25 protein-coding genes are annotated in these 24,297 nt (G+C 63.0%); 10 read left to right on the plus strand and 15 right to left on the minus strand.

Going from position 1 to position 24,297, the window contains the following annotated elements; translation table 11 throughout:
- The 6 genes from PMI07_RS23240 to PMI07_RS23270 form a co-directional block, all read right to left on the minus strand.
- Positions 1–924: a LysR substrate-binding domain-containing protein gene (locus PMI07_RS23240; RefSeq protein WP_007752516.1), complete on the minus strand. Its 924-nt coding sequence runs from the start codon at positions 922–924 to the stop codon at positions 1–3.
- A gap of 316 nt (positions 925–1,240) precedes the next feature.
- Complete coding sequence (xdhC, locus tag PMI07_RS23245; RefSeq protein ID WP_024164070.1) at positions 1,241–2,089, minus strand: xanthine dehydrogenase accessory protein XdhC; 849 nt, start codon at positions 2,087–2,089, stop codon at positions 1,241–1,243.
- A gap of 192 nt (positions 2,090–2,281) precedes the next feature.
- Positions 2,282–2,653, minus strand: coding sequence for an endonuclease domain-containing protein (locus PMI07_RS23250; RefSeq protein ID WP_007775743.1), 372 nt, complete (start codon positions 2,651–2,653; stop codon positions 2,282–2,284).
- Between the two features lie 10 nt (positions 2,654–2,663).
- Positions 2,664–5,000 (minus strand): xanthine dehydrogenase molybdopterin binding subunit, encoded by a 2,337-nt coding sequence (gene xdhB / locus PMI07_RS23255; RefSeq protein ID WP_007775749.1) that lies wholly within the window; start codon positions 4,998–5,000, stop codon positions 2,664–2,666.
- Between the two features lie 304 nt (positions 5,001–5,304).
- The gene (gene xdhA / locus PMI07_RS23265) at positions 5,305–6,777 is read right to left on the minus strand and encodes a xanthine dehydrogenase small subunit (RefSeq protein ID WP_024164071.1); all 1,473 of its coding nucleotides are present in this window, start codon (positions 6,775–6,777) and stop codon (positions 5,305–5,307) included.
- 66 nt (positions 6,778–6,843) lie between these two features.
- A complete protein-coding gene (locus PMI07_RS23270; protein WP_007754351.1) occupies positions 6,844–7,620 on the minus strand; it encodes a 3-hydroxybutyrate dehydrogenase in 777 nt (258 codons plus the stop codon).
- A 204-nt stretch (positions 7,621–7,824) separates the two neighbouring features.
- On the opposite strand from PMI07_RS23270, the gene PMI07_RS23275 reads away from it, so the two are divergent.
- From PMI07_RS23275 to PMI07_RS23285, 3 genes are all read left to right on the plus strand, one after another.
- Positions 7,825–8,751 carry a manganese catalase family protein gene (locus PMI07_RS23275; RefSeq protein WP_007754352.1) on the plus strand — a complete coding sequence of 309 codons (927 nt, stop codon included), beginning with the start codon at positions 7,825–7,827 and terminating at the stop codon, positions 8,749–8,751.
- Positions 8,752–8,870: 119 nt separating this feature from the next.
- Positions 8,871–10,364, plus strand: coding sequence for a glycerol kinase GlpK (glpK, locus tag PMI07_RS23280; RefSeq protein WP_007754357.1), 1,494 nt, complete (start codon positions 8,871–8,873; stop codon positions 10,362–10,364).
- Positions 10,365–10,474: 110 nt separating this feature from the next.
- Positions 10,475–11,758, plus strand: a complete 1,284-nt coding sequence (locus PMI07_RS23285; protein ID WP_007754366.1) for a D-alanyl-D-alanine carboxypeptidase — start codon at positions 10,475–10,477, stop codon at positions 11,756–11,758.
- A gap of 51 nt (positions 11,759–11,809) precedes the next feature.
- Here the strand turns inward: PMI07_RS23285 and PMI07_RS23290 are convergent, their stop codons facing one another.
- From PMI07_RS23290 to PMI07_RS23315, 6 genes are all read right to left on the minus strand, one after another.
- Complete coding sequence (locus PMI07_RS23290; RefSeq protein WP_007754368.1) at positions 11,810–12,238, minus strand: glyoxalase/bleomycin resistance/extradiol dioxygenase family protein; 429 nt, start codon at positions 12,236–12,238, stop codon at positions 11,810–11,812.
- A gap of 114 nt (positions 12,239–12,352) precedes the next feature.
- Complete coding sequence (locus PMI07_RS23295; protein WP_007754373.1) at positions 12,353–12,664, minus strand: type II toxin-antitoxin system RelE/ParE family toxin; 312 nt, start codon at positions 12,662–12,664, stop codon at positions 12,353–12,355.
- A 3-nt stretch (positions 12,665–12,667) separates the two neighbouring features.
- Positions 12,668–12,922 carry a type II toxin-antitoxin system ParD family antitoxin gene (locus PMI07_RS23300; protein ID WP_007754376.1) on the minus strand — a complete coding sequence of 85 codons (255 nt, stop codon included), beginning with the start codon at positions 12,920–12,922 and terminating at the stop codon, positions 12,668–12,670.
- Between the two features lie 62 nt (positions 12,923–12,984).
- Entirely contained in the window at positions 12,985–13,440 is a 456-nt protein-coding gene (locus PMI07_RS23305; protein WP_007754378.1) for a GFA family protein, read from the minus strand.
- Positions 13,441–13,486: 46 nt separating this feature from the next.
- A complete protein-coding gene (locus PMI07_RS23310) occupies positions 13,487–14,194 on the minus strand; it encodes a glutathione S-transferase N-terminal domain-containing protein (RefSeq protein ID WP_007754380.1) in 708 nt (235 codons plus the stop codon).
- 120 nt (positions 14,195–14,314) lie between these two features.
- On the minus strand, positions 14,315–15,184 hold the full coding sequence (locus tag PMI07_RS23315) for an N-acyl homoserine lactonase family protein (RefSeq protein ID WP_024164072.1): 870 nt from the start codon (positions 15,182–15,184) through the stop codon (positions 14,315–14,317).
- Positions 15,185–15,319: 135 nt separating this feature from the next.
- Between PMI07_RS23315 and PMI07_RS23320 the strand changes: the two genes are divergently transcribed.
- The 3 genes from PMI07_RS23320 (at position 15,320) to PMI07_RS23330 (ending at position 17,896) form a co-directional block, all read left to right on the plus strand.
- Positions 15,320–16,183 carry a helix-turn-helix domain-containing protein gene (locus PMI07_RS23320; RefSeq protein ID WP_007758754.1) on the plus strand — a complete coding sequence of 288 codons (864 nt, stop codon included), beginning with the start codon at positions 15,320–15,322 and terminating at the stop codon, positions 16,181–16,183.
- Positions 16,184–16,256: 73 nt separating this feature from the next.
- The gene (locus PMI07_RS23325) at positions 16,257–16,646 is read left to right on the plus strand and encodes a YciI family protein (protein ID WP_007758755.1); all 390 of its coding nucleotides are present in this window, start codon (positions 16,257–16,259) and stop codon (positions 16,644–16,646) included.
- Positions 16,643–17,896 (plus strand): RNA polymerase sigma factor, encoded by a 1,254-nt coding sequence (locus tag PMI07_RS23330; protein ID WP_007758756.1) that lies wholly within the window; start codon positions 16,643–16,645, stop codon positions 17,894–17,896. Before PMI07_RS23325 ends, PMI07_RS23330 begins: the two co-directional genes overlap by 4 nt.
- Before the next feature lie 177 nt (positions 17,897–18,073).
- Here the strand turns inward: PMI07_RS23330 and PMI07_RS23335 are convergent, their stop codons facing one another.
- Complete coding sequence (locus PMI07_RS23335) at positions 18,074–18,373, minus strand: DUF1905 domain-containing protein (protein WP_245277224.1); 300 nt, start codon at positions 18,371–18,373, stop codon at positions 18,074–18,076.
- Positions 18,374–18,525: 152 nt separating this feature from the next.
- On the opposite strand from PMI07_RS23335, the gene PMI07_RS23340 reads away from it, so the two are divergent.
- Positions 18,526–18,996 carry an SRPBCC family protein gene (locus PMI07_RS23340; RefSeq protein WP_007774097.1) on the plus strand — a complete coding sequence of 157 codons (471 nt, stop codon included), beginning with the start codon at positions 18,526–18,528 and terminating at the stop codon, positions 18,994–18,996.
- Positions 18,997–19,117: 121 nt separating this feature from the next.
- On the opposite strand, the gene PMI07_RS23345 is transcribed toward PMI07_RS23340, so the two are convergent.
- On the minus strand, positions 19,118–20,482 hold the full coding sequence (locus PMI07_RS23345; protein WP_007774098.1) for a response regulator: 1,365 nt from the start codon (positions 20,480–20,482) through the stop codon (positions 19,118–19,120).
- 252 nt (positions 20,483–20,734) lie between these two features.
- Between PMI07_RS23345 and PMI07_RS23350 the strand changes: the two genes are divergently transcribed.
- Together PMI07_RS23350 and map are read left to right on the plus strand one after the other, a co-directional pair.
- Positions 20,735–21,814 carry an LLM class flavin-dependent oxidoreductase gene (locus tag PMI07_RS23350; RefSeq protein WP_007774099.1) on the plus strand — a complete coding sequence of 360 codons (1,080 nt, stop codon included), beginning with the start codon at positions 20,735–20,737 and terminating at the stop codon, positions 21,812–21,814.
- Between the two features lie 34 nt (positions 21,815–21,848).
- Positions 21,849–22,604, plus strand: coding sequence for a type I methionyl aminopeptidase (gene map, locus PMI07_RS23355; RefSeq protein ID WP_007774100.1), 756 nt, complete (start codon positions 21,849–21,851; stop codon positions 22,602–22,604).
- Positions 22,605–22,650: 46 nt separating this feature from the next.
- On the opposite strand, the gene PMI07_RS23360 is transcribed toward map, so the two are convergent.
- Complete coding sequence (locus PMI07_RS23360) at positions 22,651–22,866, minus strand: hypothetical protein (RefSeq protein WP_007774102.1); 216 nt, start codon at positions 22,864–22,866, stop codon at positions 22,651–22,653.
- A gap of 201 nt (positions 22,867–23,067) precedes the next feature.
- Between PMI07_RS23360 and PMI07_RS23365 the strand changes: the two genes are divergently transcribed.
- Positions 23,068–24,243 carry a YbfB/YjiJ family MFS transporter gene (locus PMI07_RS23365; protein ID WP_024164073.1) on the plus strand — a complete coding sequence of 392 codons (1,176 nt, stop codon included), beginning with the start codon at positions 23,068–23,070 and terminating at the stop codon, positions 24,241–24,243.
- Positions 24,244–24,297: the final 54 nt, after the last annotated feature.

The raw sequence follows: 24,297 nt of genomic DNA on the forward strand, positions 1-24,297 counted from the left end.
TCAGTGATCGTCCGGTGCGGCTGTGCCCATGGCGGCGAGGTCGCGGGCGAGCGCCGATTGGATCCAGGCCGCGAAGGCCTTGACCTTGGACGCGGTCTTGCGCGCCGGCGAATAGCAGAGCCAATAGGTCTTGGTATCGTCGAGCGCCAGGTCGAATGGTTGCACGAGACGCCCGGCGGTCAGGTCGGCGTGGAAAAGGAAGGGGCTGAGCATCGCAACGCCGTGGCCGGCGATTGCGGCATTTGCCTCCAGATCGAGCGCACCGGAAGTGTCCAGCTGCATCTGCCTGACGCCCGACGGCTCAAGGCCCGCGGCACGGAACCAGTCCTGCCATAGATCCTTGCTGTTCGAGATCCACGGGACCTTCATCAGGTCGGCGGGCTCCCTGATGCCGAAGCTCTCGGCCAGCTGCGGGTTGAGCATCGGCGCATAGGTCAGGCGCAGCACCGGATGGCAGACAAGCCCGTCCCAGGCCTTGGCGCCGATGCGGATGGCGACGTCGTTCGGCGGCGGCGGCTCAAGCTCGGGGGCGCCGCCGCGCAGCAGCCGCACGGCGATCCCGGGGTTTTCGAGTTGGAACTCTCCGAGGCGCCGCGCCAGCCATTGCGAGGCAAATGTCGGCGGGGAATGGATTTCCAGGGTCTCGTCCGTCGTGCCGCGCGCCTGCTGAACGGCGTCGGAAAGCAGGGAAAACGCCTCGGCAACTTTCGGCAAAAGGTTGCGGCCGGTTTCGGTGAGTTGCAGTGCCCGCGGTCGACGCAAAAAGACTGTATCGCCGAGAAAATCCTCCAGCAGCTTGATCTGGTAGGTCACAGCGGTCTGGGTCATGCCGAGTTCTTCGGCCGCGCGAGTGAAGTTTTCCAGGCGTGCGACCGCCTCGAAGACCCGAAGTGCATTCAGCGGAAACCGGCGCGACAATTTCATCGATAAGTTCTCTTGATCGCGACCCACTGTATTTGAATTGGAATTTTCCGGCAATCGGTTCCATTCATGATCGCAACCAAACCATCTTCCCTATCGATGTGGAGCAACCATGCTGTCCGCAAGCGCCGATGCCTTGCCTTTGAAACCCTCTCGCCCGGTCCTGGCGTGGCGGCAGTTGCGCCGGTTCTTCCACCGGCTTCTGCGACCCGGGAGCCCACGCATCCCGGCGCTGCCGGACGATCTGCGCGGTGATCTCGCGCTCCCGGAAGCCGGGCCGCAAAGCCGCGAGGCGGCATTCTGGGACGGGAAACGGCGCTCAGGCGGTCGGGATCTGCCGCTTTGAGGCCTGCTCCTGCCGGGCCGCGTAGGTTTCCAGCAGTTCGGCGGCGACGAGCGCCGCGATCACCGCCGGGCGCTTGTCCCTAACCGCCGTGCCGCCGATCGGCAGCACGAGGCGGGAGAGCATTTTTTCGTCGCCACCGCCCTCGTTATCCCCCTGGCGCTTCAGCCAGTGCGAGAATGTCGCCCGCTTGGTCAGCGAGCCGATCATGCCGACATAGGCCAGATCGGTACGTGCCAGGGCACGCTGGGCGATCAGGAAGTCCAGCGCATGGTCATGGGTGAGGATGATCGCCGCCCCGCCGGCCGGGATTTTATCCACGAAGGCTTCCGGCATGGGGGTGAGATGTTTTTCCGTTTCGGCCGGCAGGTCTTCCAATGCCTCGGCGCGGGTCTCGATGACGGTCACCGCAAAGGGCAGGGGGGCCAGCGCCCTTGCGAGCGCCTGGCCGACATGGCCCGATCCGAATAGCGTCACCGCCGGCCGGTCGTCCTCTTCGTCGCGCAGGCGCCGTTCCAGCATCTCGGCAAGCTCCGGCGTCAGCGGCCGGAACGCAAGCCGGGTATGGCCGCCGCAGCACTGGCCGATCTCCGGCCCGAGCGGAATGTCCATCACCGCCTCGCCACCGCCCGACAACATCGCCCGGGCATTGTCGATCGCCATATATTCGAACTGCCCCCCGCCGATCGTCCCCCAGATCGCCGTGGTTGCGACCAGCATGAAGGTGCCGGCCTCGCGAGGGGTGGAGCCTTTCGCCTCGCGGAGTTCGACGAGGATGGATTTTGGATGAGCGGTGATGAACGCAGGAAGAGTGAGGTCGCGCACTAGATACCCCCCTCTGTCCTGCCGGACATCTCCCCCTCAAGGGGGGAGATCGGCAAGACGCGCTGTTTCGCCCAGCCATCAGCGTTATCGGCGACGTAAACCCAAGCCGTTGAGAGGGAGTGGGGCCGGGCCACATCCGATCTCCCCCCTTGAGGGGGAGATGTCCGGCAGGACAGAGGGGGGTAGCAACATCTACTCAAAGCGGTCGATCCCGATAATCCGCAGAAGATGCATGCACACATCGTCGATATGGCTATGCACCTCATCGTTGGTAAATCTTATCACCTGCCAGCCAAGCGCTGCCAGTTTCTCATCCCTTGCCGAATCCCGGCGGATGTTCTGATCGAATGAATGGCTCGCACCGTCAATTTCGATGATCAGCTTATGCTCCGGGCAAGCAAAGTCCACGATGTAACCGATGATCGGCATCTGCCTTCGGAAACCAATCCCCATCAGGCGATGAGCGCGGACCGCGTTCCAGAATTTTAGTTCCGCTTCGGTCAGCGCCCGGCGCATGCTCCGGGCGTTTTTCCGATTGGCGTCGCGGACATGGAAATGCGGCATGCGCGCTCCATCACATCGCCTTCAGCCGCTCGACCGCCATCAGCACCCGTTCCGGCGTCGCCGGCGCGTCGAGCCTTGGGCAGACGGCATAATCCGCCACACTTGCCACCGCCATCGACAATGCTTCCAGCACCGAGATCGCCAGCATGAACGGTGGTTCGCCGACGGCCTTGGAGCGGCCGATGGTTGGTTCGGCGTTTTCGGCCCATTCGGCGAGTTGCACGTTGAAGATCTTCGGCCGGTCGGAGGCGAGCGGGATCTTGTAGGTGGAGGGTGCGTGGGTGCGCAGGCGCCCCTTGTCGTCCCACCACAGTTCCTCGGTGGTCAGCCAGCCCATGCCCTGCACGAAGGCGCCTTCCACCTGGCCGATGTCGATCGCCGGGTTGAGCGACTTGCCGACGTCGTGGAGGATGTCGGTGCGGTCGACCAGGTATTCGCCGGTCAGCGTGTCGATCGACACTTCCGACACTGCCGCACCATAGGCGAAGTAATAGAAGGGCCGGCCGCGGCCCGCCTTGCGGTCCCAGTGGATGCGCGGCGTCTTGTAGAAACCAGCGGCGGAGAGTTGCACGCGGTCGTAATAGGCGGCCCGGATGAAGGTGTCGAAGGGCACGATCTCGCCGCCGATCCGCAGCCGGTTGGGCAGGAACTCGACCTTGTCGCGGCCGACCTTCCATTGGCGCATGGCAAAATCGATCAGCCGTTCCTTGATCTGGCGGGCGGCGTCATAGGCGGCCATGCCATTGAGGTCGGTGCCGGACGAGGCGGCGGTGGCGGACGTGTTCGGGACCTTGCCCGTCGTCGTCGCGGTGATCTTCACCCGGTCGATATCGACCTGGAACGTATCGGCCACCACCTGCGCCACCTTGGTATAGAGGCCCTGGCCCATTTCGGTGCCGCCGTGGTTCAGATGGATCGAGCCGTCATTGTAGATATGCACCAGCGCGCCCGCCTGGTTGTAGGCGGTCATGGTAAACGAGATGCCGAACTTCACCGGCGTCAGCGCGATGCCCTTGCGGATCACCGGGCTGTGCGAATTGAACTCCAGGATCGCCTGCCGGCGCGCCTGGTAGTCCGAGGATGTTTCCAGCTCGTCGACGACGCGGGCGATAATGTTGTCCTCGACGTCCTGGTGATAGGGCGTCATCGTCCGGTTGGAGCCGCGCTGGCCGTAGAAATTCAGCTTGCGGATCTCGAGCGGATCCTTGCCGACTGCATAGGCGATCTCCTCGATGATCCGTTCGCCGCCGAGCATGCCCTGTGGCCCGCCGAAACCGCGGAAGGCGGTGTTCGAGACGGTATGAGTTTTCAGCGGCTGCGAGGTGAGGCGCACATGCGGATAGAAATAGCTGGAATCCGCATGAAAGAGGGCGCGGTCGGTGACCGGGCCGGAGAGGTCAGCAGAAAAGCCGCAGCGCGCCGCATAGATCGCGTCGACCGCATGGATGCGGCCTTCCTCGTCGAAGGCGACGTCGTAGTCGACGCGGAAATCGTGCCGCTTGCCAGTGATCGACATGTCCTCGTCGCGATCGGGCCTGAATTTCACCGCCCGCTTCAGTTTCTTGGCGGCGATTGCCGCGAGCGCCGCGAACTGGTTGCCCTGTGTCTCCTTGCCGCCGAAACCGCCGCCCATGCGGCGGGTCTGGACGGTCACCGCATTGTTGGCGACGCCCAGCACATGCGCCACCATGTGTTGCACTTCGCTCGGATGCTGGGTGGAGGACCAGACGATGACCTCGTCGTCCTCGCCGGGGACGGCGAGCGCGATGTGGCTTTCCAGGTAAAAATGCTCCTGGCCGCCGATATACATGTGGTTCTGGACGCGTAACGGCGCCTTTTCGAGCTCCGTTTCCGGCTCGCCGCGTTTCAGCGTCATCGGCTCTATGACGTAAGGCGCGTCGTTTTCGCGGGCGCTGTCGATATCGGTCCAGTGCGGCAGATCGCGGTATTCGATTTTTGCGAGTTTTGCGGCGCGGCGGGCCTGGTCGCGGGTCTCGGCGATGACGGCGAAGATGATCTGGCCGTGGAACTGCACGTTGGTGGTGGCGAGCAGCGGCTCGTCGTGCTGGCCGGTCGAGGCGACATCGTTGAAGCCCGGAATGTCGTCCGCGGTGATTACCCAGGCGACGCCGGGTGCCGTCCTCACGGCCGAAAGGTCGACCGAGACGATTTCCGCATGCGCCCGGTCGGCAAGCCCGAGGCCGCCGTGCAGCGTACCTGCGGGTTCGGGAATATCGTCGATATATTCGGCGGTTCCGGTGACGTGCTTATGTGCTGAATCATGTTTCAGCGACACATGCATGCGGCCGTTGATGATCGGCTTGTTGTCGAAGGTGGTCTTGTCCATCAGAGGAGGCCTCCGGCTGTGCGATAGGAGCCCTCTACCCAAGGTCTTTGTTTTTGGGTGGCGCGATGGCGCCTCCTCTCCGCCGTCATCCTCGGGCTTGACCCGAGGATCCAGGCCAGGCCCAGCAAGATCGAACGCAAGACGGCGCTTTGCCACAAAGAGTGGATCCTCGGGTCAAGCCCGAGGATGACGTGCGCGGGTGTGGCATGCCGCTTGTGGGGGAAGCGTTCCGTTCCTGTCATGCCCCTTGTGGGGGAGATGGCCGGCCGGCCGGCCGGGGTCGTCTTCTTGATCGCAATTACCATCACGCCTCCTCCAGCTCGAAACGGCGGAGTTCCGCAGGCGCGCCGGCGGTTTCCAGGAAGAAGCGGGTGAGCAGGTTCTTGGCCGTCAGGCTGCGGTATTCCGCGGTCGCCCGCCAGTCGGTCAGCGGCTGGTAATCCTCCGCGAACACGTCGCGCACGCCGGAGACGGTGGCCCAGCTCCAGACCTGACCGAGCAGCGCGTCCTCGACGTGTTTGGCCCGTTTCGGGGTGGCGGCCATGCCGCCGAAGGCGATGCGGATGGTCTCGACCTTGCCGTCGGCGTCGAGCCTCAGGTGGAAGGCGCCGCAAAGCGCCGAGATGTCCTCGTCGCGGCGTTTGGAGATCTTGTAGACGGCGAAATGGCTGCCTTCCGCCGGGCGCGGCACGAAGACCTTTTCGACGAACTCGGTCGGCAGACGGTCCTGCTTGCCGTAGCTCAGGAAATAATCCTCGAGTGGGATAGTCCGGCGGCCGGAATGGGAGCGCAGCGTCAGTTCGGCCCCGAGCGCGATCAGCGGTGGCGGCGTGTCGCCGATCGGCGAACCGTTGGCGATATTGCCGCCGATCGTGCCCATGTTGCGCACCTGTTGGCCGCCGATCCGGTCGATCAGCCGGCCGAGCGACGGGATTTCGTCCGAGAGGACGTCGAAAGCCTGGGTATAGCTGACACCGGCGCCGATGGAGATGCCGGTCTCGTCCGCAGTAATCGACTGCAGTTCGGTCAGGTGGTTGATGAAGATCACCGGGTTCAGGAGCCGCATCTGCTTGGTGACCCACAGGCCGACATCGGTCGCACCGGCGACGATCGTCGCCTCGGGTTCGTCGGCGAGGATATCGGCAAAGACTGCGACGGATGCCGGGACGATCGAGCGGGCGCCGTCCTTCTCGACGACGATCGTGTCATTGCCGGAATGGATGCCCCAGAGCTTGGCCATGATCTGGATTCGCTCGCTTTCCAGCGGGTCGAACAGCGAGCTCGGCCGGTTGACCGACACATGCTCGGCCGCCTTGACGATCGGCTCGTAGCCGGTGCAGCGACAGAGATTGCCCTGCAGCGCGCTTTCGATGTCGGCGCGCGTCGGCGTGCCGTTCGAAAGCCATAGGCCATAGAGGGACATGACGAAGCCGGGGGTGCAGAAGCCACATTGCGAGCCGTGGAAGTCGACCATCGCCTGCTGCACCGGATGCAGCGCGCCATCGCGGCCGGCCAGGTGCTCGACGGTCACCACATGGGTGCCATGCAGGGACCCCAGGAACCGGATGCAGGCGTTGACGCTTTCGTAGCGCAGGCCGTGTTCCGTCAACCGCCCGATCAGCACTGTGCAGGCGCCGCAGTCGCCTTCCGCACAGCCTTCCTTGGTCCCTGTCAGCCGCCGCCTCAGGCGAAGATAATCGAGAAGGGTTTCCGTCGGACCGAAATCTCCAAGGGTAACCTCATCTCCATTCACGATGAAGCGGATGGCTTCGCTCATGTCTCTCCTTCGTCCGCCGTTGCCGGCTCTTGTCTTCGGTTACCGGTCCATGCAGTTGCTGGCCGGCTACTGGGCGGTCCAGCCGCCGTCTATCGAGATATGCGTGCCGGTAATGCTTCTCGCCGCATCGCTCGCGAGATAGATCGCGGCCTGCGCGACCTCGTCGATCGAGACGAATTCCTTGGTTGCCTGCAGCTTCAGCATCACCTCGGTCTTTACCTGATCCTCGGTGATGCCGCGCTCGCGGGCGGTGTCGGGGATCTGCTTTTCGACCAGCGGCGTCAGCACGTAGCCCGGACATATCGCATTCACGGTAATCCCGAATTCCGCAAGTTCCAAGGCCGCCGTTTTGGTTAGTCCCAAAATACCATGTTTGGCAGCCACATAGGCGGATTTGAACGGTGAGGCGACCAGCGCATGGGCGGACGCCACATTGATGATGCGGCCCTTGCCAGCCGCTTTCATCAGGGGAATGGAATGGCGCATGGTGTGGAAGGCCGATGTCAGCAGGATGGCGATCAGCTGATCCCATTTTTCCGGCGGAAAGTCCTCGATCTTCGCCACATGCTGGATGCCGGCATTGTTGACCAGAACATCGACCGTGCCGAAATTCTTGACCGCCGTCGCGATCAGGTCCTCGATCTCGGCCGGCCTGGTCATGTCGGCGCCGTGATAAAGCACCGTGCCGTCCCCAAGCGCGTCGAGTTCGCGGCGGGCCGCCTCGATCGCGTCGGCCGGTCCGAAACCGTTGATGATCACATTGGCGCCTTCGGCCGCGAATGCCTTTGCAACGCCGAGCCCGATGCCGCTCGTGGAGCCGGTGACGACGACGGTTCTGCTCATGCCCAATCTCCCTGCGATCCAACCTTCCTGGGCGGCGTTCTTGTGCGCCGCAATGATCACAACAGGTTATGCGCAAATTCCGCGTTCTTGCAATCGGCATCGTCAGCGAAGCCCTTGCCGGGCAAAACAGCCTCTGGTCGAAATGGCGAGGAACATTCGAGCGAGTGGCCGGTTGGGCGATATCTCCAATGAAAGGACCACCCAATGTTCATGCGCGTCGACAAGCTGCAAGCGGAACTTCCTGCACCCAAGCGGGCCGATCCCAATGCGGCGGCTGCCCTCCAGGAGCTCCTGGGCGGCAAATACGGGGAAATGTCCACGCTCGGGAACTATATGTTCCAGAGCTTCAATTTTCGCTCCAAGGAGAAACTGCGTCCTTTCTACAGTCTCGTGGCCAGCATCACGGCCGAGGAACTCGGCCATGTCGAGCTCGTCAGCAACGGCGTGGCGATGCTCAACAACGGCCCTGACATTCCCGACGGCGATGCCGGCGACGGTGGCGACATTTCCGGAGCGCCTTTCGAGGATATGAAGGACATTCGCCTTGCGGCCGCCTTCCTCTCCGGGGCCGGCGGCGCGATGCCGGTCAACAGCAACGGTGTCTCCTGGAACAACGACTTCATCACCACGACGGGCAATGTCGTGGTCGATTTGCTCCACAATTTCCACCTGGAATGCGGTGCGCGTCTTCACAAGCTGCGTGTCTATGAAACGCTTTCCGACCCGACCGGCCGTGAAGTCTGCGGCTACCTTCTCGTGCGGGGCTCGGTCCACGCGCACGCCTATGCGCTGGCACTTGAAAAGATCACCGGCGTCGACATCAAGAAGTTCCTGCCGACCCCCAACATCCCGCTCGGCAATATCCCGGAATGCCAGAAGTATCTGGACGAGGGATCGCATCGTCGCCTCTACACGTTCAGCCCGGGCGACTACAAGGAAATGGCGGGCATCTGGGGTAATGGCGAAGTCGCCTTGCCTCTCGACCCACCCGGTGAACTTGAAGTCGTCGACGGCATGCCGGAGGGCGGCAAGATCCATCAGCTCGTCGGAGTGCCCTCCGCCTTCACGCCGGACTACGCGCCGGAGGAAATGTTCGAGATAGCCCAGAAGCTTTACAAAAAATCGCGGTGATTCCTGCCGCAGGGGCACGCAGACTGCGTGTCCCTTTCAGGGTTTGCCATTTTCGTTGACCCTTTCCGCTCCTTCTGCTCAAACCGTCCGGGCGCATTGCATGGACTGGGAGGAGCGGCATGGCGGGTTATATTCTGGCGATCGATCAGGGGACGACCTCGACGCGGGCGATCGTCTTTGATGGCGACATGCGGATTGCCGGGATCGGCCAGAAGGAATTCACCCAGATCTTTCCGAAATCCGGCTGGGTCGAGCATGATCCCGAGGAGATCTGGGCCACGGTGCTCTGGGCGGTGGAGCAGGCGCTCAAAGAAGCCAAGCTCAAGGCTTCCGAGATTGCCGCGATCGGCATCACCAACCAGCGCGAGACGGTGGTGGTCTGGGAGCGCGAAAGCGGCAAACCGATCCACAATGCCATCGTCTGGCAGGACCGCCGCACCGCCAGCTATTGCGAGAAGCTGAAGCGCCAGGACCTCGAAAAGCTGTTCACCCGCCGCACCGGCCTTTTGCTCGATCCCTATTTTTCCGGCACCAAACTCTCCTGGATGCTCGCCAACGTGAAGGGCGCGCGGGCGAGGGCGGCCAAGGGCGAACTCTGCTTCGGCACGATCGACACCTTCCTGATCTGGCGCCTGACCGGGGGGAAAAGCTTCGTCACCGATGCCACCAATGCCTCGCGCACGCTGATCTACAATATCGCCGAAAACCGCTGGGACGCGGACCTGCTCGAGATCCTGCGCATCCCCGCCGCCATGCTGCCGGAGGTCAAGGATTGCGCCGACGAGTTCGGCATAACCGACGCAAGCCTGTTCGGCGCGGCGATCCCGATCCTGGGCGTTGCCGGCGACCAGCAGGCGGCGACGATCGGGCAGGCCTGTTTCGAACCCGGCATGATGAAATCCACCTACGGCACCGGCTGTTTCGCGGTGCTCAACACCGGCGCCGACATGGTCCGCTCGAAGAACCGGCTGCTCACCACCATCGCCTATCGCCTCAACGGCGAGACGACCTATGCGCTGGAAGGTTCGATCTTCATCGCCGGTGCCGCCGTGCAATGGCTGCGCGACGGGCTCGGCATCATCGAAAAGGCGAGTCAGACCGGGGAGTTGGCGGAAGAAGCCGATCCTCAACAGGAAGTTTACCTGGTGCCTGCCTTTACCGGGCTCGGCGCGCCCTATTGGGATGCGGAAGCGCGCGGCGCCATGTTCGGCCTGACGCGCGCCACCGGTCCTGCGGAATTCGCGCGCGCGGCGCTGGAGGCGGTCTGCTACCAGACCCGCGACCTCTACGACGCGATGCAGAAGGACTGGCGCAACGCCAACGGTAACACCGTGCTACGCGTCGATGGCGGCATGGTCGCCTCCGACTGGACGATGCAGCGGCTCTCCGATCTCCTCGATGCGCCCGTCGACCGGCCGACCATCCTCGAGACGACGGCGCTCGGGGCGGCCTGGCTTGCCGGCTCCAAGGCAGGCGTCTGGCCGGACCAGAAGGCCTTCGCGAAAAGCTGGGCGCGGCAGCGGCGATTCGAGCCGCAGATGGATGAAAAGACCCGTTCTGCGAAGATTCGTGGCTGGAAGGATGCGGTCAGGAGAACATTAACAAATGCGTAAGTACTTATTTTTGATTAACCATTTATCGAAAATTAGAATCAAATGCAAAACGCGTCATTTTCGCACCATGTTCGTTGCCCTATCCTCGCCGAGGACTTAAGAGGGTAAGCATGTTTCGAATTCCGCAGATTTTGGCATTCCTGTTGGTGCTTGGCGCTTCTTTGGCGATCAGCCGTTCGGCCGAGGCCGGCTACGCCCATTTCATCTACGATGTGAAGAGCGGCAAGGTTCTGGCCTCGGAAAATGCCGATGACATCAATCACCCGGCATCGCTTACCAAGATGATGACGCTCTACATCACCTTCGAGGCATTGCGCGAAGGCCGCCTCAAATGGGACCAGGACATCCCCATGACGCCGAATGCGGCGTCGAAAATCCCCTCCAAGCTCGGCGTGCCCGCGGGTCGGACGATCACCGTGCGCGAGGCCGTGATGGGCATGGTCGTGCGCTCGGCCAATGATGCAGCGGCGACGATGGGCGACTATCTCGGCGGTTCGGAAGACCGTTTCGGGGAGATGATGACCAGGAAGGCGCGGGCGCTCGGCATGAGCCGCACCGTGTTCCGCAATGCCTCTGGCCTGCCGGACGACGCCCAGGTAACGACGGCGCGGGACATGGCCCAGCTGGCGCTGGCGCTCATCCGCGACTTTCCCAGGGAATACCAGCTGTTTTCGGCCAAGAACATGGAGTTCCGCGGCAAGCGCCTGCGCGGCCACAACAACCTCATGTACCGCTATCCCGGCATGGACGGCGTCAAGACCGGCTATATCAAGGCTTCGGGCTTCAATATCGCCAGCGCCGTCACGATCGACGGCCGCCGGGTGATCGGCGTGGTGATGGGCGGCAAGACGGCCCGCCAGCGCGACGACCAGATGGCGGCGCTTCTCGACCGGTACGTGCCGGGCAACAATGCGGCGTCCGGTGGTCTCGTCGCATTCGAGACGCAGAAGCGGCCGGCCGAAGGCACGATGCCGCTCGCCTTTGCGACGCCTTCGCCGCGCAAGGAAATCACGCTCGGCACCACCCCCAAGGCGGCGCTCGCCAATCTCTATGCGGCGCCTCCGAACGCCGTTCCCCAGACTGCGCCCGTCCCGACCGCCCCGTCCCGGATTGCTTCAGCTCAGACGATGACGCCCCAGCAGCCGGTGGGTTCGCTCTGGCGCATCCAGATCGCCGCAGCCACCAGCCGCGATCAGGCATCCGCGCTGCTCGAAAAGGCAATGCCGCTGCTTGCTCAAGGATATGGCCGTGTGGCGCCGAGCGTCGAAAGTTATGCCGAAGGCGGCAAGGAAATCTTCCGCGCCCGTTTCGTCGGTTTTGCCGATGGCGAGGCCGCAATGCGCGCCTGCTCGGCCCTGCAGGCCAAGGCGATCACCTGCTTCGTGGTGCGATAAGCCGATAAAATCCGCCGCCGGATCGCCGGCGGCGTGCTTTCGCAGCCGAGTTCAGCCCTTGACCGGCGCGTTCATTGCCCAGGCGACGCCGAAGGGATCGCGGACCTGGCCGTAGCGGTCGCCCCAGAACATCACCTGCAGCTCCGTCTCCACCGTCATGCCGGCATCGACGGCGCGTTTCCACCAGAAATCGATGTCGTCGACCGGCAGCATCATGGTGAAGGCCTGCGGCTTCTCGAGCGGATGGCCGTAATCCGGATAGGCGTCGCAGAGCATCACCGAACTGCCGTTGACATAGAGATGAATGTGCATCGTGCGTCCCTGGTCATCCACCGGATGAAAGGACTCGATCTCGGCGCCGAGGGCCTTTTTGTAATACTCGGCAGCCTTCATCGCACCGTCGACCTGAAGATAGGCGACCACACCGCCGCGGACGGGTGAAGCTGCCTGGTTGTCGTTCGTCTGGGCATTCGTATCCATGATTTTCCCTCCTGTTCGGGTCGTTCGTCCAATGCCGGACGACACAAGGACGAAGGAGAGACGGGGATACCGACATTCACCGGCGATTTTCTTACGCAGTTTTGTCGAGTGGGTTCATGTGTCCCATTTGACCCGCCGAAGATCAGCGCTTCCGTCAACGACGCGAACGACGCGAACGATGCGAACCGTATCATCGACGATCGCGTAGAGGGCAAGCCATCTCTCGATCACCAGCATTCGGGCGGATTGAGCGATGTCGGAGCGCGCCGGCTCCATCTCTGGGTGGTCCGCCAACCGCGATATGCGGGCCTCGATACGCCCGGCAACCGCATCGGCCATGGCTACGCCGCTCTTGTCGGCAATCCAGGTCCAGATATTCAGCATGTCGTCACGCGCCCGGCTGGAATAGACGACCGCCTTGGCCATGGATCAGGGCTTACCCGCGCGTCTGCTGCGGCCTGCCGCCTTGAGCGCGTTCAAATCCAGCGGGCGGTAGTCGCCACTCTCTATACCTTCGTCCCACGCTTTCTTCAGACGCGTCAGATCGTCGGCTGCATGGTCCTGTTCCTCCAGCAGGCGCAAGGCCTCCTGTACGACCTCGCTTGAGGAGCGGTAGCGCCCCGATGCCATTTTGGACTTCACGAACTCGGCCAGATCGTCCGTCAGCGAAACATGGATGTCCATCGACAACTCCTTCCCACCCATGATGGGAGTGGCCCGGGATTTTGACAAGAGATTTCCGGACTTCAGTCCCGCCCCGCAAATTCCTTCACCAGGTCCTCATAGGCCTCCATAGGTGGGAACGTCTCGTAGGAATATACGGCCGGCGTGGTCGCCCAAGGCAGCTTTTCGGATGTGTAGGTTTCGACGAAGGGCACGAACCATTGCGGGTCGTCGAGCATGGTGGGCCTGAGGTTCACGAACCAGTCCATGCCTTCCGGCTTGGTGAACATCCAGCTCTTGCAATGCGGGCAGTGGTAGTGGTGGGCGTCGTCGCCATGCAGACCGCCGATCACCGGCTCGCCCTCAGTCACCTCGAACCCTTGAGACGGGATCGCGGCAGAGAGCGAGAAGGCGCTGGCGCTCATCTTCTGGCAGCCGGTGCAATGGCAGGCCATGGTCAGGATCGGCGGTGCGCTGATCTTCAGACGTACCTGTCCGCAACGGCAGCCGCCTTGCATGGGGAGAGTGAGTTTGGGCATCTTTACCTCCATCTCCCCATGAATTAGGGCCGCTCGCGGCGTTTGATCAGGCCGGACGCTTCGGAATGTCGAGGCCCCGCTGCACGGCGGGCCTTGCGAGGCCGCGTTCCAGCCATTCCGGCACGCGCTTCAGCTGGTCATATTCGACCAGCTCGCCGGCGCCGTAGAAGCCGATCAGGTTGCGGACCCAGCCGAGCATGGCGATGTCGGCGATCGAATAGTCGTCGCCCATCACCCAGTCGCGGCCCTCAAGCCGGGTTTCGAGCACCCGGATGATGCGGTGCGATTCCTTGGCGTAGCGGTCGCGCGGGCGCTTGTCCTCGATCTCCTTGCCGGCGAACTTGTGGAAGAAGCCGAGCTGGCCGAACATCGGCCCCAGGCCGCCCATCTGGAACATCACCCACTGGATGGTCTCGTAGCGCTTGGCCGGATCGGACGAGATCAGCTCGCCGGTCTTTTCGGCGAGATAGATCAGGATGGCGCCGCTCTCGAACAGCGCCAGCGGCTTGTCGCCGGGGCCATGCGGATCGAGGATTGCCGGGATCTTGCCGTTCGGATTGAGCGCCAGATATTCCGGACCCCAGGTCTCGTTGGCGCCGATATTGATGAAATGCGGCTCGTAGGGCAGGCCGATCTCTTCCAGCATGATCGACACTTTCACGCCGTTCGGCGTCGGCGTCGAATAGAGCTGCAGCACGTCCGGGTTTTCGGCGGGCCATTTGGAAGTGATCGGAAAGGCGGACAGATCGGCCATGGGGGATTCCTTGGGAGGTGGAGATTTTGTTCCCGCGGAATATAGCCACCGGCGCGCGATGCGCCAGTGGCGATCTCATCGAAACGGCATCGACGAGAGGTTGCTCGGCAGGCCTTCGAGTCAGCGGGCGCTGGCCGGGAAGGTCGGCAACTTTTTGATGTCGCCGGCGTCGTGCTGGATGATCAGCTTTGCCTTGAGCTGTTTGGCGATCCGGTTCAAACGCTCCATCGAGGCGAGGCTTTCGGCCCGGTCGATGTTGAAGGGCGGCACGCCGTTATTGGCGATCTGCTCCTCGAAATGCACCACGTCACCGGAGAGAAGAACCGGTCCGCTCTGCGGCAGTTTGACGAGCAGTGCCGTCTCGCCCTTGGTGTGGCCGGGCATGGCCAGCATCATCACCGAACCGTCGCCGAACACGTCGCGGTCGCCCGAGACCGGGTCGATTTTTGCCTTGCCGTCGATCCAGGGCTGGACGAGCGCCGGCATGACCCCGAAGGGCAGGGGATTTTCGTGCAGGCTTTCCCAGTCGCCGGCGCCGATCATCAGCGTTGCCTTCGGGAAGGTCGTCGCCTGGCCGAGATGGTCGAAGTGGTTGTGGCTGATGCCGACGAGGTCGATCTGGTCCGGCTTGATGCCGATCTTTCCGAGCTGCGTCGGGATGTCGACGGTGAGCGACGGTGCCAGCGGCTGGGTCAGGTCCGGCGCCTTGCCGATCAAGGCTGCCGGCAGGCCGGTATCCCAGAGCAGGTAATCTGCACCGTGGCGGATCACGTAGCAGCTGTCGGTCAGGGTGCGGCTTTCGCCTTTATAGGCGAATGTATCGGAAAAGCTCGACAGGTCCTTGACCACGACCGAGCCGCAATCGAGCCGCCAGAGTTCGAGATCGGCTGCGGCATGGGCTGGGGCGGAAAGTGCGAACAGGGCGGCGCCGGCGGCGACTAGGGACGTGCCCAGGGCGGAAAGGGTGGAAAGGGTGGCGAAGGTCTTCATCAAAAGTCTCCTCGGTTGAAGCCACCGCCTTCTGCCCGCTTTCCGTCATCCGTCCGTGCCGGATTTTTGCCGGCTTGAGCCCGAAACGCTCACCAGGCATGTTTTTCGTTTCGCATCCTGCGCTATACTGCGGCCATGAACCTGATCGTCACCCAGCGCTTTCCCGATTTTTCCCGCCGCCTGCTCGACCGCCTGCGCCCGATGGTGGCAGGCAAGCTCAAACCCGGCATGAACGCTTATGCCGAGCAACTGTTCATCTATTGCTGTTTCGACCGGGAAAAGGTGAAGGCGCTGGAACTGGACTGCCCGATGGTCTGCATCGTTCTCCACGGCCAGAAGGAAGTCTGGCTCGGCGACCGGACGCAGGTCTTTCCGGCCGGTTCGGTGTTCGTCCTGCCCGGCGGAGTGCCGTTGGATGCCGTCAACATCCCGGACGAGGCGAATGGCCTGTATGTCGCGCTGCGGCTCGACGTGCCTTCCCTGCCGGAAGGGATACCGCCGCTTTCGACGGCCGAGCGGTTGAAAGGCGGCGAGGCGGGCAGTTTCGGCCTGCCGCTCAGCGAGGATCTCGTTGAGGCTCTCTGCCATGCGGCAACCACGATTGCCGACGGCACGATCGGCGAGACGATCAAGCGGCTGCGCATGACCGAGGTCCTGGCCCTGCTGCGCCCGCTGCCGGAAGCGCGGATGCTGTTCCGCCAGAGCCTTTCGGAGGAGATCGCCTGGCTGATCGCCACCGCCCCGTCCGAGCCCTGGAGCGTTGCCGATGTGGCGGAGCAGCTCGGGATCGGCGCCTCGACGCTGCGGCGTCGGCTATCCTCGGAGGGCGCCTCGTTCCGGGCCATCCTGCGCCGGGAAAGGCTGAAGGCGGGGCAGAACGCGATATCCTCGGGCGCTTCCAGCATCGCTGCGGCGGAGGCCGCCGGTTATGCCTCACGGTCGCATTTTTCCCGCCGTTTCCGCGAGACGTTCGGCACCAGCCCGACCGGACGGCGCTGATCCATCAAAAAATTGCTGCGCCCTGTCGGCACCCGAGCTAATCCTTCGTCTTCATTAGGAGAAGGAGCTACGCATGCTTTACGCCATCCTTTGCTACGCCCATGAGGAAACCGTCTTCGCCTGGTCCAGGGAGGAAGAGGAAGCCGTCATGGCAAAGCTCATCGAGGTGCAGACGCCTTATGCTGAGGCCGGCAAGCTCGGCCCCGTTGGACGGCTGATGCCGACGACGGCGGCCACCACGGTGCGAAAAGGCAGCCAAGAACCGCTGGTGCTCGACGGGCCGTTTGCGGAAACCAAGGAAGTGCTGCTCGGTTTCTACACGCTCGATGTCGAGACGCTGGAAGAAGCGGTCGCCTTCTCGAAGGCGCTGTCGGCGGTCAATCCCGGCTCCAGTTCCTATGAAATCCGGCCCTTCCTCGTCTTCCGTCCCGGCGAGATCAAACATAGCGAGACCAAGACATGACAGATATTGCCTGGATCGAGCTCGCCCTGACGGCCGCCCGGCCGCAGGCGCTTGGTGCGCTCCTTCGTTATTTCCGCGATCTCGATACCGCGGAAGAGGCCTTTCAGGAGGCGTGCCTGCGCGCCATCCGGACCTGGCCGGACAAGGGGCCGCCGCGCGATCCGGCCGCCTGGCTGATCTTCGTCGGCCGCAACAGCGGCATCGACGTGGTCCGCAAGCGCTCCAAGAACGATCCATTGCCGGAGGAGGAAGCCTTCTCCGATCTGTCCGATGCAGAAGGCGACATGGCCGACCGGCTCGACAATTCCCACTATCGCGACGACATCCTGCGGCTGATGTTCATCTGCTGCCATCCGGACCTGCCGGCGACCCAGCAGATCGCGCTGGCGCTCAGGATCGTCTCGGGCCTCAGCGTCGCCCAGATCGCCCGTGCCTTCCTGGTCGGCGACAGCGCCATGGAGCAGCGCATCACCCGTGCCAAGGCGCGCGTCGCGAAAGCCGGTGTGCCGTTCGAGACGCCGGGGCCGGCGGAACGGGCGGAGCGTCTCGGCATCGTCTCGGCGATGATCTATCTCGTCTTCAACGAAGGCTATTCCGCCGGCATCACCAATCCCGACAGCGCCGCCTTCTGCGACGAGGCGATCCGGCTTGCCCGGCTGCTGCTGCGCATCTTCCCGGCCGAGCCGGAGATCATGGGCCTTTTGGCGCTGATGCTGCTGCAGCATTCCCGCGCCAAAACGCGCATCGACGCGGATGGCCAGATCGTGCTTCTCGAGGACCAGGACCGCAACCGCTGGGACAGCAAGCTGATCAACGAGGCTCTAGCGCTGCTCGACAAGGCGATCCGCCACCGCAAGCCCGGCCCCTATCAGGTGCAGGCGGCGATCTCGGCGCTGCATGCCCGCGCGCCGACGCCGAAGGACACGGACTGGAAGGAGATCACCATGCTCTATGGCCTGCTGGAGCGCATCCAGCCGTCGCCGGTGGTGACGCTCAACAAGGCCGTCGCGGTCTCGAAACTGGAAGGCCCGGAGGCGGCGCTCGAGATGATCACGCCGCTTGCCGACAAGCTCGACGGCTATTTCTATTTCCACGGGGTCAAGGGCGGGTTGATGATGCAGGCCGGTCGCAGGCCCGAAGCCCGCGAAGCCTTCGACCGGGCGATCGCGCTTGCCAACTCGCCGGCCGAATGCGCCCATATCCGCCAGCAGATCGACAAGCTGGGCGCGGTGACGCCGCCGGTGGTGTAGGTGGGCATTGCATATGAACCTTGAGGCGGTGCGGCATTCTTAACCCTCCCCCTTGTGGGGAGGGTGGCCGGCAGGCGGGAGGGGTTTTGATGCGGAGTGAAAACCCCTCCCCAACCCCTCCCCACAAGGGGGAGGGGCTCCACGCACCGCCTCACGTTCCATATGCAATGCCCTCCGCTACCGCCGCGGCGGCCGTAGTGCCATCTCGACGAAAATCACGTCGCCCGCCGTGATGCCGGTCTTTTTCCGCACGGCGTCCTTCAGCGGCAGGAGATAGGTCTCGTCCTTCGGGAAGAGCGAGGTGTAGAATGAGACGCCGCCGATCCTCGCGTCGACCGGGATCACGCCCCATCCATATGTCAGAAGCTTTGAGAGCCGCCTGATCTCCGCGGCATGGTGCAGGGGGAGCGGGGCGAAGAAGAAGGGCGAGGGTCCTCGCCAGTGGATGACTTCGGCCTCGAATCTTAACTGGGTCACGGTTCCCCTCCCGATGCCTGCCATCCCGTTCCCGAGGATATTTGGCCCATGAGCCGAAAAAATTCCATGACACTTGTCGGATATCGTTCTCGTCACACGTCCTAAGTTCAACATCGGATGAGATGTTTTGTAAAACCTGAGGGAGATAGACGATGACCGCCAATACCGCAAAGCACGCCTTGCAGATCGTTCGCGAAATGAACGTTCCGGCCGACAAGCTCTTCAAGGCCTGGACCACGCCGGAACGCATGGGGGAATGGTTCTGCCCGCAGCCCTGGAAGGTGACGGAGGCCAGGATGGACCTGCGGGCCGGCGGATCGAGCTTCATCCTGATGGAAGGGCCGAACGGCGAGAAGATCCCCAACTACGGGATCTATCTGGAAGTCGTGCCCAACAGGAAGCTCGTGTTCACCGACGCCTATACCAGCGCCTGGGTGCCGTCGGAAAAGCCGTTCATGACGGCGGTCGTCGAATTCGAAGACCTCGGCAACGGCCGCACGAAATACACCGCGACCGCCTATCACTGGACCGAGGAAGACAAGCAGGCCCACGAACAGATGGGGTTCACGGTCGGCTGGGGCATCGTCGCCGACCAGCTCCAACAGGTCGCCAAGACTTTCTGAAGCATGAGCCGCCGTCCGAGCCAGGCTCGGACGGCCTTGCCTTGGCCGCAAGGCGCTTTCGAGATCGATTCAAAAGCCTGGCGGAAGTCTTTGAAAGCGGATTCGAATTCGGTTTGGCAAGTCACCGGGTGCCGGGGCGCCGGGTCACTCGGGTATGGGGTTCCTGCGGTTGAGAAATCAGCGCTTCAGGTATCGTCAGGCTCGAATAGACGCGGTTGCGGCCGTTCTTTTTCGCCATGTAGAGAAGCTGGTCGGCGGCGTTGAGCTGGTTGCCGAAGGTCTCGCGCTCCTCCATTTCCATGACGCCGATCGAGATCGTCACCGATATGGTCTTGTCCTGCACCGGAATACTGGTGGCCTGGACGCGGGTCCGTATCTCTTCGCAGAAGGAATGGGCCTGGAAGGCGTTGGTATCCTTCATGTAGATCGCGAACTCTTCGCCGCCGAGGCGGGCGGCGAGATATCGCCTGTCGATGGTCATCTCGCTAAGGGTGCCGGCAAGACGCTTGAGCACCTGGTCGCCGGCCTCGTGGCCGTAGGTGTCGTTGACCGACTTGAAATGGTCTATGTCGAGGATCGCGACCGCGTCGTTTGCCGGCGCGGGTCTCAGCGGCGGGTTCTTCTCGAAGAAGAAGCGGCGGTTTGCCAGCCCCGTCAAATGGTCTCGTTCCGCCAGGTAGCGCAGCCGCTTCAGCTGGGTCAGCGTTTCGACATTGTTGTCGATGCGGCATTGCAGCTCTTCCGGAACGAAGGGACGGTAGATGAAATCCGACGCGCCGGCCTTCAGGAAGCTCGCGGAAAGGCCTCGGTCGGACGAAGACGAAACCCCGATGATGCGCAGTTCGTCCGAAGGCCGGGTTGCGCGAATGCGTCTCGTCAGTTCGTGTCCATCCATGTCGGGCATGTTATAGTCGGTGATGACCAGTTCGATCGACGGATTCTGGTCAAGCATGTCCAGTGCCTCCTTGCCGGAAAGCGCTTCGAGGACACGGAAGTTCTGCCTCTGCATGATCTCGACCAGACCGGAACGGGCCCATCTCGCATCGTCGACGACGAGAACGGAAAAGGCGCTGTTGGTCAGGATGCGGTTCACGGTCCTGACGACCGTATCGACCGTCCTGTTGTCGCTCTTGACGATATAGTCGATGATCTTCCGCTCGGTGTAGCGGATGCGGGTCTCCGTCTCGGAGGTTGCCGTGAAGACGATCGTGGGAACCGCGTATTCGGCAAGCAGGGCAAGGATCTCGCCGTTGGGCGCATCAGGCAGGTTGAGGCCCGTCAGCGCCAGGGTGAACTTCTGTCCCGCCAGCAGCATGCGCGCCTGTTCCAGGCTCGCACAGCAGAAGGTCCTGCCAGCCGTCTCCCGCTCGAGCCGCTGCCGCAGCAGGGCCGAAAGGGCGACGGAATCCTCCACAATCAAGATGTCATTCGATGATTGCAGGTTCGGAGCGTCCAAGTCCGGCCGATTTCCGGTGCCATCATTCATTCGATTTGCCTAAACTATTGTTCCTGTTGGCCGAGCAGATTATGCCGGATGGATTACCATTTTCTTAGATCCTAAACCTACATTTGTGGCCTAAATCTCGTAGTCCCGTGCGGGTTGTCAGGTAATGGCGCAGGCGATGCAGATCGGCCCGCACCTATCCATTCCATCGAACGATGCCTTCGAAAGAATAGCATTTGCGGCAAACGTGCCCGATAACTATCTGACAGGCATCAACGAACGGATTTTTTCAAGATGGAACTCGGGCTTCATACTTTTGGCGATGTCGATGCCGCAGCACTGGACAAGGGCGCGGAAGGTGCAAGGCGGATCAAGGATCTCCTGGAGGAGATCGCGCTTGCCGATCAGGTGGGGCTCGACGTGTTCGGGCTCGGCGAACACCACCGCCCGGATTATGTGATCTCGTCGCCCTCTACCGTGCTTGCCGCGGCGGCGGCGATCACCAAAAACATCCGGTTGACCAGCGCCGTTTCGGTACTCTCGTCGGACGATCCGGTGCGGGTCTTCCAGCAGTTTTCCACCGTCGACCTGATCTCCAACGGCCGCGCGGAGATCATGGCGGGCCGCGGTTCGTTCATCGAATCCTACCCGCTGTTCGGCTACGATCTCGGCGACTACGACGAGCTGTTCACCGAAAAGCTCGTCCTGCTGCTCGCCATCCGTGACGAGGAGATCGTCACATGGCAGGGTGAAAAGCGCGCGCCGATCAACGGTCGCGGCGTCTATCCGCGTCCGCTGCAGAAGGAGCTGCCGATCTGGATCGCCGTCGGCGGTACGCCACAATCGGTGGCGCGGGCAGGGGCCATGGGCCTGCCGCTCGCGGTTGCGATCATCGGCGGCGAATATCCGCGTTTCGCGCCGTTCTTCAATCTCTACCGCGAGGCTGCCCGCCGCGCCGGCCAGGATCCGGCCAGGCTGAAGACCAGCATCAACGTGCACGGCTTCATCGCCGATACGACTGAAGCCGCCGCCGACCAGTTCTACGGCCCGCAGGCCGAGGTGATGAACCGCATCGGCCGCGAGCGCGGCTGGGGGCCGACCAACCGGGCGCATTTCGACGAGGCGCGTTCGAAGCTTGGCAATCTCTTCCTCGGCGAGCCGGAACTGGTGGCCGAGAAGATCATCGCCGCCCATCAGGTATTCGGCATGGACCGGTTCCTGCTGCAGATGGCGATCGGGCCGATGCCGCATGACCAGGTCATGCGCGGCATCGAGCTTTACGGCGCGAAAGTTGCCCCGATCGTCAGAAAAGAACTGGGGGTCGCCAGAAAAGAATTGACGGGCTCGGCCGATGGCGCGAAACCGGCCGCCTGATCGAGTTAGGACGCGTTAGGACGTAAAGCAGACCATGGTTATCTCCACCGAAGACGAACTGGCCAAGCTGAAGGATATCGGCAGGCTTTGCGCGCAGGCGATGGAGATGATGGGGAAGGCGCTGGAGCCGGGCATCACCACCCGCGAACTCGACGCGATCGGCCGCAAGTTCCTGGAGGAGAATGGCGCGCAATCGGCGCCGGAGACCTGCTACCAGTTTCCGGGCGCCACGTGCATCAGCGTCAACGAGGAAGTGGCGCACGGCATTCCGGGCGACCGAGTGATCCAGGCGGGGGATCTCGTCAATATCGACGTGTCGGCCGTCAAAGACGGCTTCTTCGGCGATACGGGCTCTTCCTACGCCGTGCCGCCGGTCAAGCGCGAGATCGAAAAACTCTGCCGCGACGGGCGCCGGGCACTCTGGACCGGGCTGCAGCAGGTCAAGGCCGGCAAGCCGCTGTCCGGCATCGGCAATGCGATCGGAACCTTCGCCAAGAAGAACCGCTATACGCTGATCACCAATCTTTCGAGCCACGGCATCGGGCTGACGCTGCATGACGAGCCGAAGGAAATCCCCACCTGGCCGGACCGCCATGAGACGCGCTCGATGGAAGACGGACTGGTCTTCACCGTCGAGCCATTTTTGTCGCTCGGCGCCAACTGGGCCGAGGACGGCGGCAACGGCGATCCCTGGACGCTCTATAGCGATCCCAAGGCACCGACAGTGCAATACGAGCATACGATCGTCGCGACCCGCAACGGGCCGCTGATCCTGACGCTAGCGGATTGAGTGAGACCTGCCGTCACGAAAACCTTTTGTCGTTACGGCAGATCGGTCAATTGTGTTTGTTGCCGTCCGTCACGGCATCGACGCGACGATAGAAGGCGTCGGTGCGCTCGGCATGAAGGTTTCCCAGCATCTGGCGCGTATGGACGCGGGCCGCGCTCTGCAGCAATTGCGCAAAAGCGGCGTAACCGACAGCGTCGGCCTGGCGAAGCTGCGCGATCAACGGATCGACGAGCACTTCCGAAAGGGTCAGGTCATGTTCCATGCGCATGCCTCCGCGCCCCGATGGCGATGATCGAGAGATTGTCTCGCATTCATGTCAGCAGCAAGACAATTTCGTTCATGCGCTGCACCAATTCGTCGCGGCATATGCACGATTGCGTGTATACGAATCATCATTCGGTTTCATCGCTGCAATGATAATTCCTCATTTGCCGCGGCCCGCCGGGGCTGCCATAACCGTCTCATGCTGCAGATCAATACGAGCTATTCCAGCCGGCCCCTGCTGATCGGTTTTGCCGGCGCCATCGCCATGGCCGCCGCAATGGGTTTCGGGCGCTTCGTCTATACGCCGATCCTGCCGGGCATGATCACCGGCATTCCGCTTTCGGCGGCCGATGCCGGGTATATCGCGGCAGGCAATTTCGCCGGCTATCTCGCCGGCGCCATCCTTTCGGCTTACGGCTGGGCGGCGGGGCGCGAGCGGCAGGTGGCGCTCGGCGGGCTTCTGGCGACCGCGATCCTGCTGGCGGCCATGGCGGCGACGGATTCGATCATCGCCTTCATCGTCATCCGGTTTCTGGCAGGCGTTGCGAGCGCGCTTGCGATGATCTTTACGTCGTCGATCGTGCTGCCCTATGCGGTCGGCCGCGACAATGTGAACGTCCTGCATTTCGGCGGTGTCGGGCTCGGCATCGCGCTGTCTTCGGCGCTGGTCTTCGCCGTCAACGCGGTGGCCGGCGACGGCGCGCATGGCTGGCGGATGAACTGGCTCGCCAGCGCGGCGATCGTGCTCGTCGTGCTTGCCACTGTGGCCTGGATCCTGCCGAGACAGGCGATCGGCACCGGCTCGGCGGTCGAGCCGCCGCTTGTCTGGCGCAGGCCGCTCACGCTGCTCACCGCCTCCTACGGTCTGTTCGGCTTCGGTTACGTGATCACCGCGACCTTCCTCGTCACCATCGCGCGGATGGGGAATGCAGGCCCGGTCGTGGAATTTCTCGCCTGGTTCCTGACCGGCTCGGCGGCTGCCGTCTCGCTCCTGCTCTGGCGGCCGGTGGTCAACCGCTTCGGGCTGGCCAAGACCTATGCCGCCGCACTCGGCCTGCAGATGGTGGGCGTGCTCGGTTCGGTGATGCTGCCGCCCACTGCCGGCGCGCTTGTCGGCGGGCTGCTGCTCGGCGTCACCTTCATGGTGATCACCGCCTATGGCCTCCAGATCGGCCGGAAACTGTCGCCGGAAAGCCCGCGCCGGGCGCTGGCATCCGCCACCGCCGCCTTCGGCACCGGCCAGATCATCGGGCCGCTGGTGGCCGGCTGGATCGCTCAAGGGAGCGGCAGTTTCGTCGCCCCGACGCTTCTGGCCGCCGCCGCTCTCATTGTGTGTGTTCTCCTCGCACTCCCGGTTGCGCGCAGCGCTTCCTAATAATCCCGCGGTTACAGTTGTGTAACAAAGTGGCGCGGCCATTGCCGCTCCCTT

This window comes from Rhizobium sp. CF080 (genome assembly GCF_000282095.2).
GTDB lineage: Bacteria > Pseudomonadota > Alphaproteobacteria > Rhizobiales > Rhizobiaceae > Neorhizobium.

What these genes read in the sequence shown, in the direction of transcription:
- PMI07_RS23240 (WP_007752516.1), bottom strand. Translation starts at nt 924, where the DNA reads ATGAAATTGTCGCGCCGGTTTCCGCTGAATGCACTTCGGGTCTTCGAG.
- PMI07_RS23250 (WP_007775743.1), bottom strand. Translation starts at nt 2,653, where the DNA reads ATGCCGCATTTCCATGTCCGCGACGCCAATCGGAAAAACGCCCGGAGC.
- xdhB (WP_007775749.1), bottom strand. Translation starts at nt 5,000, where the DNA reads ATGGACAAGACCACCTTCGACAACAAGCCGATCATCAACGGCCGCATG.
- xdhA (WP_024164071.1), bottom strand. Translation starts at nt 6,777, where the DNA reads ATGAGCGAAGCCATCCGCTTCATCGTGAATGGAGATGAGGTTACCCTT.
- PMI07_RS23270 (WP_007754351.1), bottom strand. Translation starts at nt 7,620, where the DNA reads ATGAGCAGAACCGTCGTCGTCACCGGCTCCACGAGCGGCATCGGGCTC.
- PMI07_RS23275 (WP_007754352.1), top strand. Translation starts at nt 7,825, where the DNA reads ATGTTCATGCGCGTCGACAAGCTGCAAGCGGAACTTCCTGCACCCAAG.
- glpK (WP_007754357.1), top strand. Translation starts at nt 8,871, where the DNA reads ATGGCGGGTTATATTCTGGCGATCGATCAGGGGACGACCTCGACGCGG.
- PMI07_RS23285 (WP_007754366.1), top strand. Translation starts at nt 10,475, where the DNA reads ATGTTTCGAATTCCGCAGATTTTGGCATTCCTGTTGGTGCTTGGCGCT.
- PMI07_RS23290 (WP_007754368.1), bottom strand. Translation starts at nt 12,238, where the DNA reads ATGGATACGAATGCCCAGACGAACGACAACCAGGCAGCTTCACCCGTC.
- PMI07_RS23295 (WP_007754373.1), bottom strand. Translation starts at nt 12,664, where the DNA reads ATGGCCAAGGCGGTCGTCTATTCCAGCCGGGCGCGTGACGACATGCTG.
- PMI07_RS23300 (WP_007754376.1), bottom strand. Translation starts at nt 12,922, where the DNA reads ATGGACATCCATGTTTCGCTGACGGACGATCTGGCCGAGTTCGTGAAG.
- PMI07_RS23305 (WP_007754378.1), bottom strand. Translation starts at nt 13,440, where the DNA reads ATGCCCAAACTCACTCTCCCCATGCAAGGCGGCTGCCGTTGCGGACAG.
- PMI07_RS23310 (WP_007754380.1), bottom strand. Translation starts at nt 14,194, where the DNA reads ATGGCCGATCTGTCCGCCTTTCCGATCACTTCCAAATGGCCCGCCGAA.
- PMI07_RS23315 (WP_024164072.1), bottom strand. Translation starts at nt 15,184, where the DNA reads ATGAAGACCTTCGCCACCCTTTCCACCCTTTCCGCCCTGGGCACGTCC.
- PMI07_RS23320 (WP_007758754.1), top strand. Translation starts at nt 15,320, where the DNA reads ATGAACCTGATCGTCACCCAGCGCTTTCCCGATTTTTCCCGCCGCCTG.
- PMI07_RS23325 (WP_007758755.1), top strand. Translation starts at nt 16,257, where the DNA reads ATGCTTTACGCCATCCTTTGCTACGCCCATGAGGAAACCGTCTTCGCC.
- PMI07_RS23330 (WP_007758756.1), top strand. Translation starts at nt 16,643, where the DNA reads ATGACAGATATTGCCTGGATCGAGCTCGCCCTGACGGCCGCCCGGCCG.
- PMI07_RS23340 (WP_007774097.1), top strand. Translation starts at nt 18,526, where the DNA reads ATGACCGCCAATACCGCAAAGCACGCCTTGCAGATCGTTCGCGAAATG.
- PMI07_RS23345 (WP_007774098.1), bottom strand. Translation starts at nt 20,482, where the DNA reads ATGAATGATGGCACCGGAAATCGGCCGGACTTGGACGCTCCGAACCTG.
- PMI07_RS23350 (WP_007774099.1), top strand. Translation starts at nt 20,735, where the DNA reads ATGGAACTCGGGCTTCATACTTTTGGCGATGTCGATGCCGCAGCACTG.
- map (WP_007774100.1), top strand. Translation starts at nt 21,849, where the DNA reads ATGGTTATCTCCACCGAAGACGAACTGGCCAAGCTGAAGGATATCGGC.
- PMI07_RS23360 (WP_007774102.1), bottom strand. Translation starts at nt 22,866, where the DNA reads ATGGAACATGACCTGACCCTTTCGGAAGTGCTCGTCGATCCGTTGATC.
- PMI07_RS23365 (WP_024164073.1), top strand. Translation starts at nt 23,068, where the DNA reads ATGCTGCAGATCAATACGAGCTATTCCAGCCGGCCCCTGCTGATCGGT.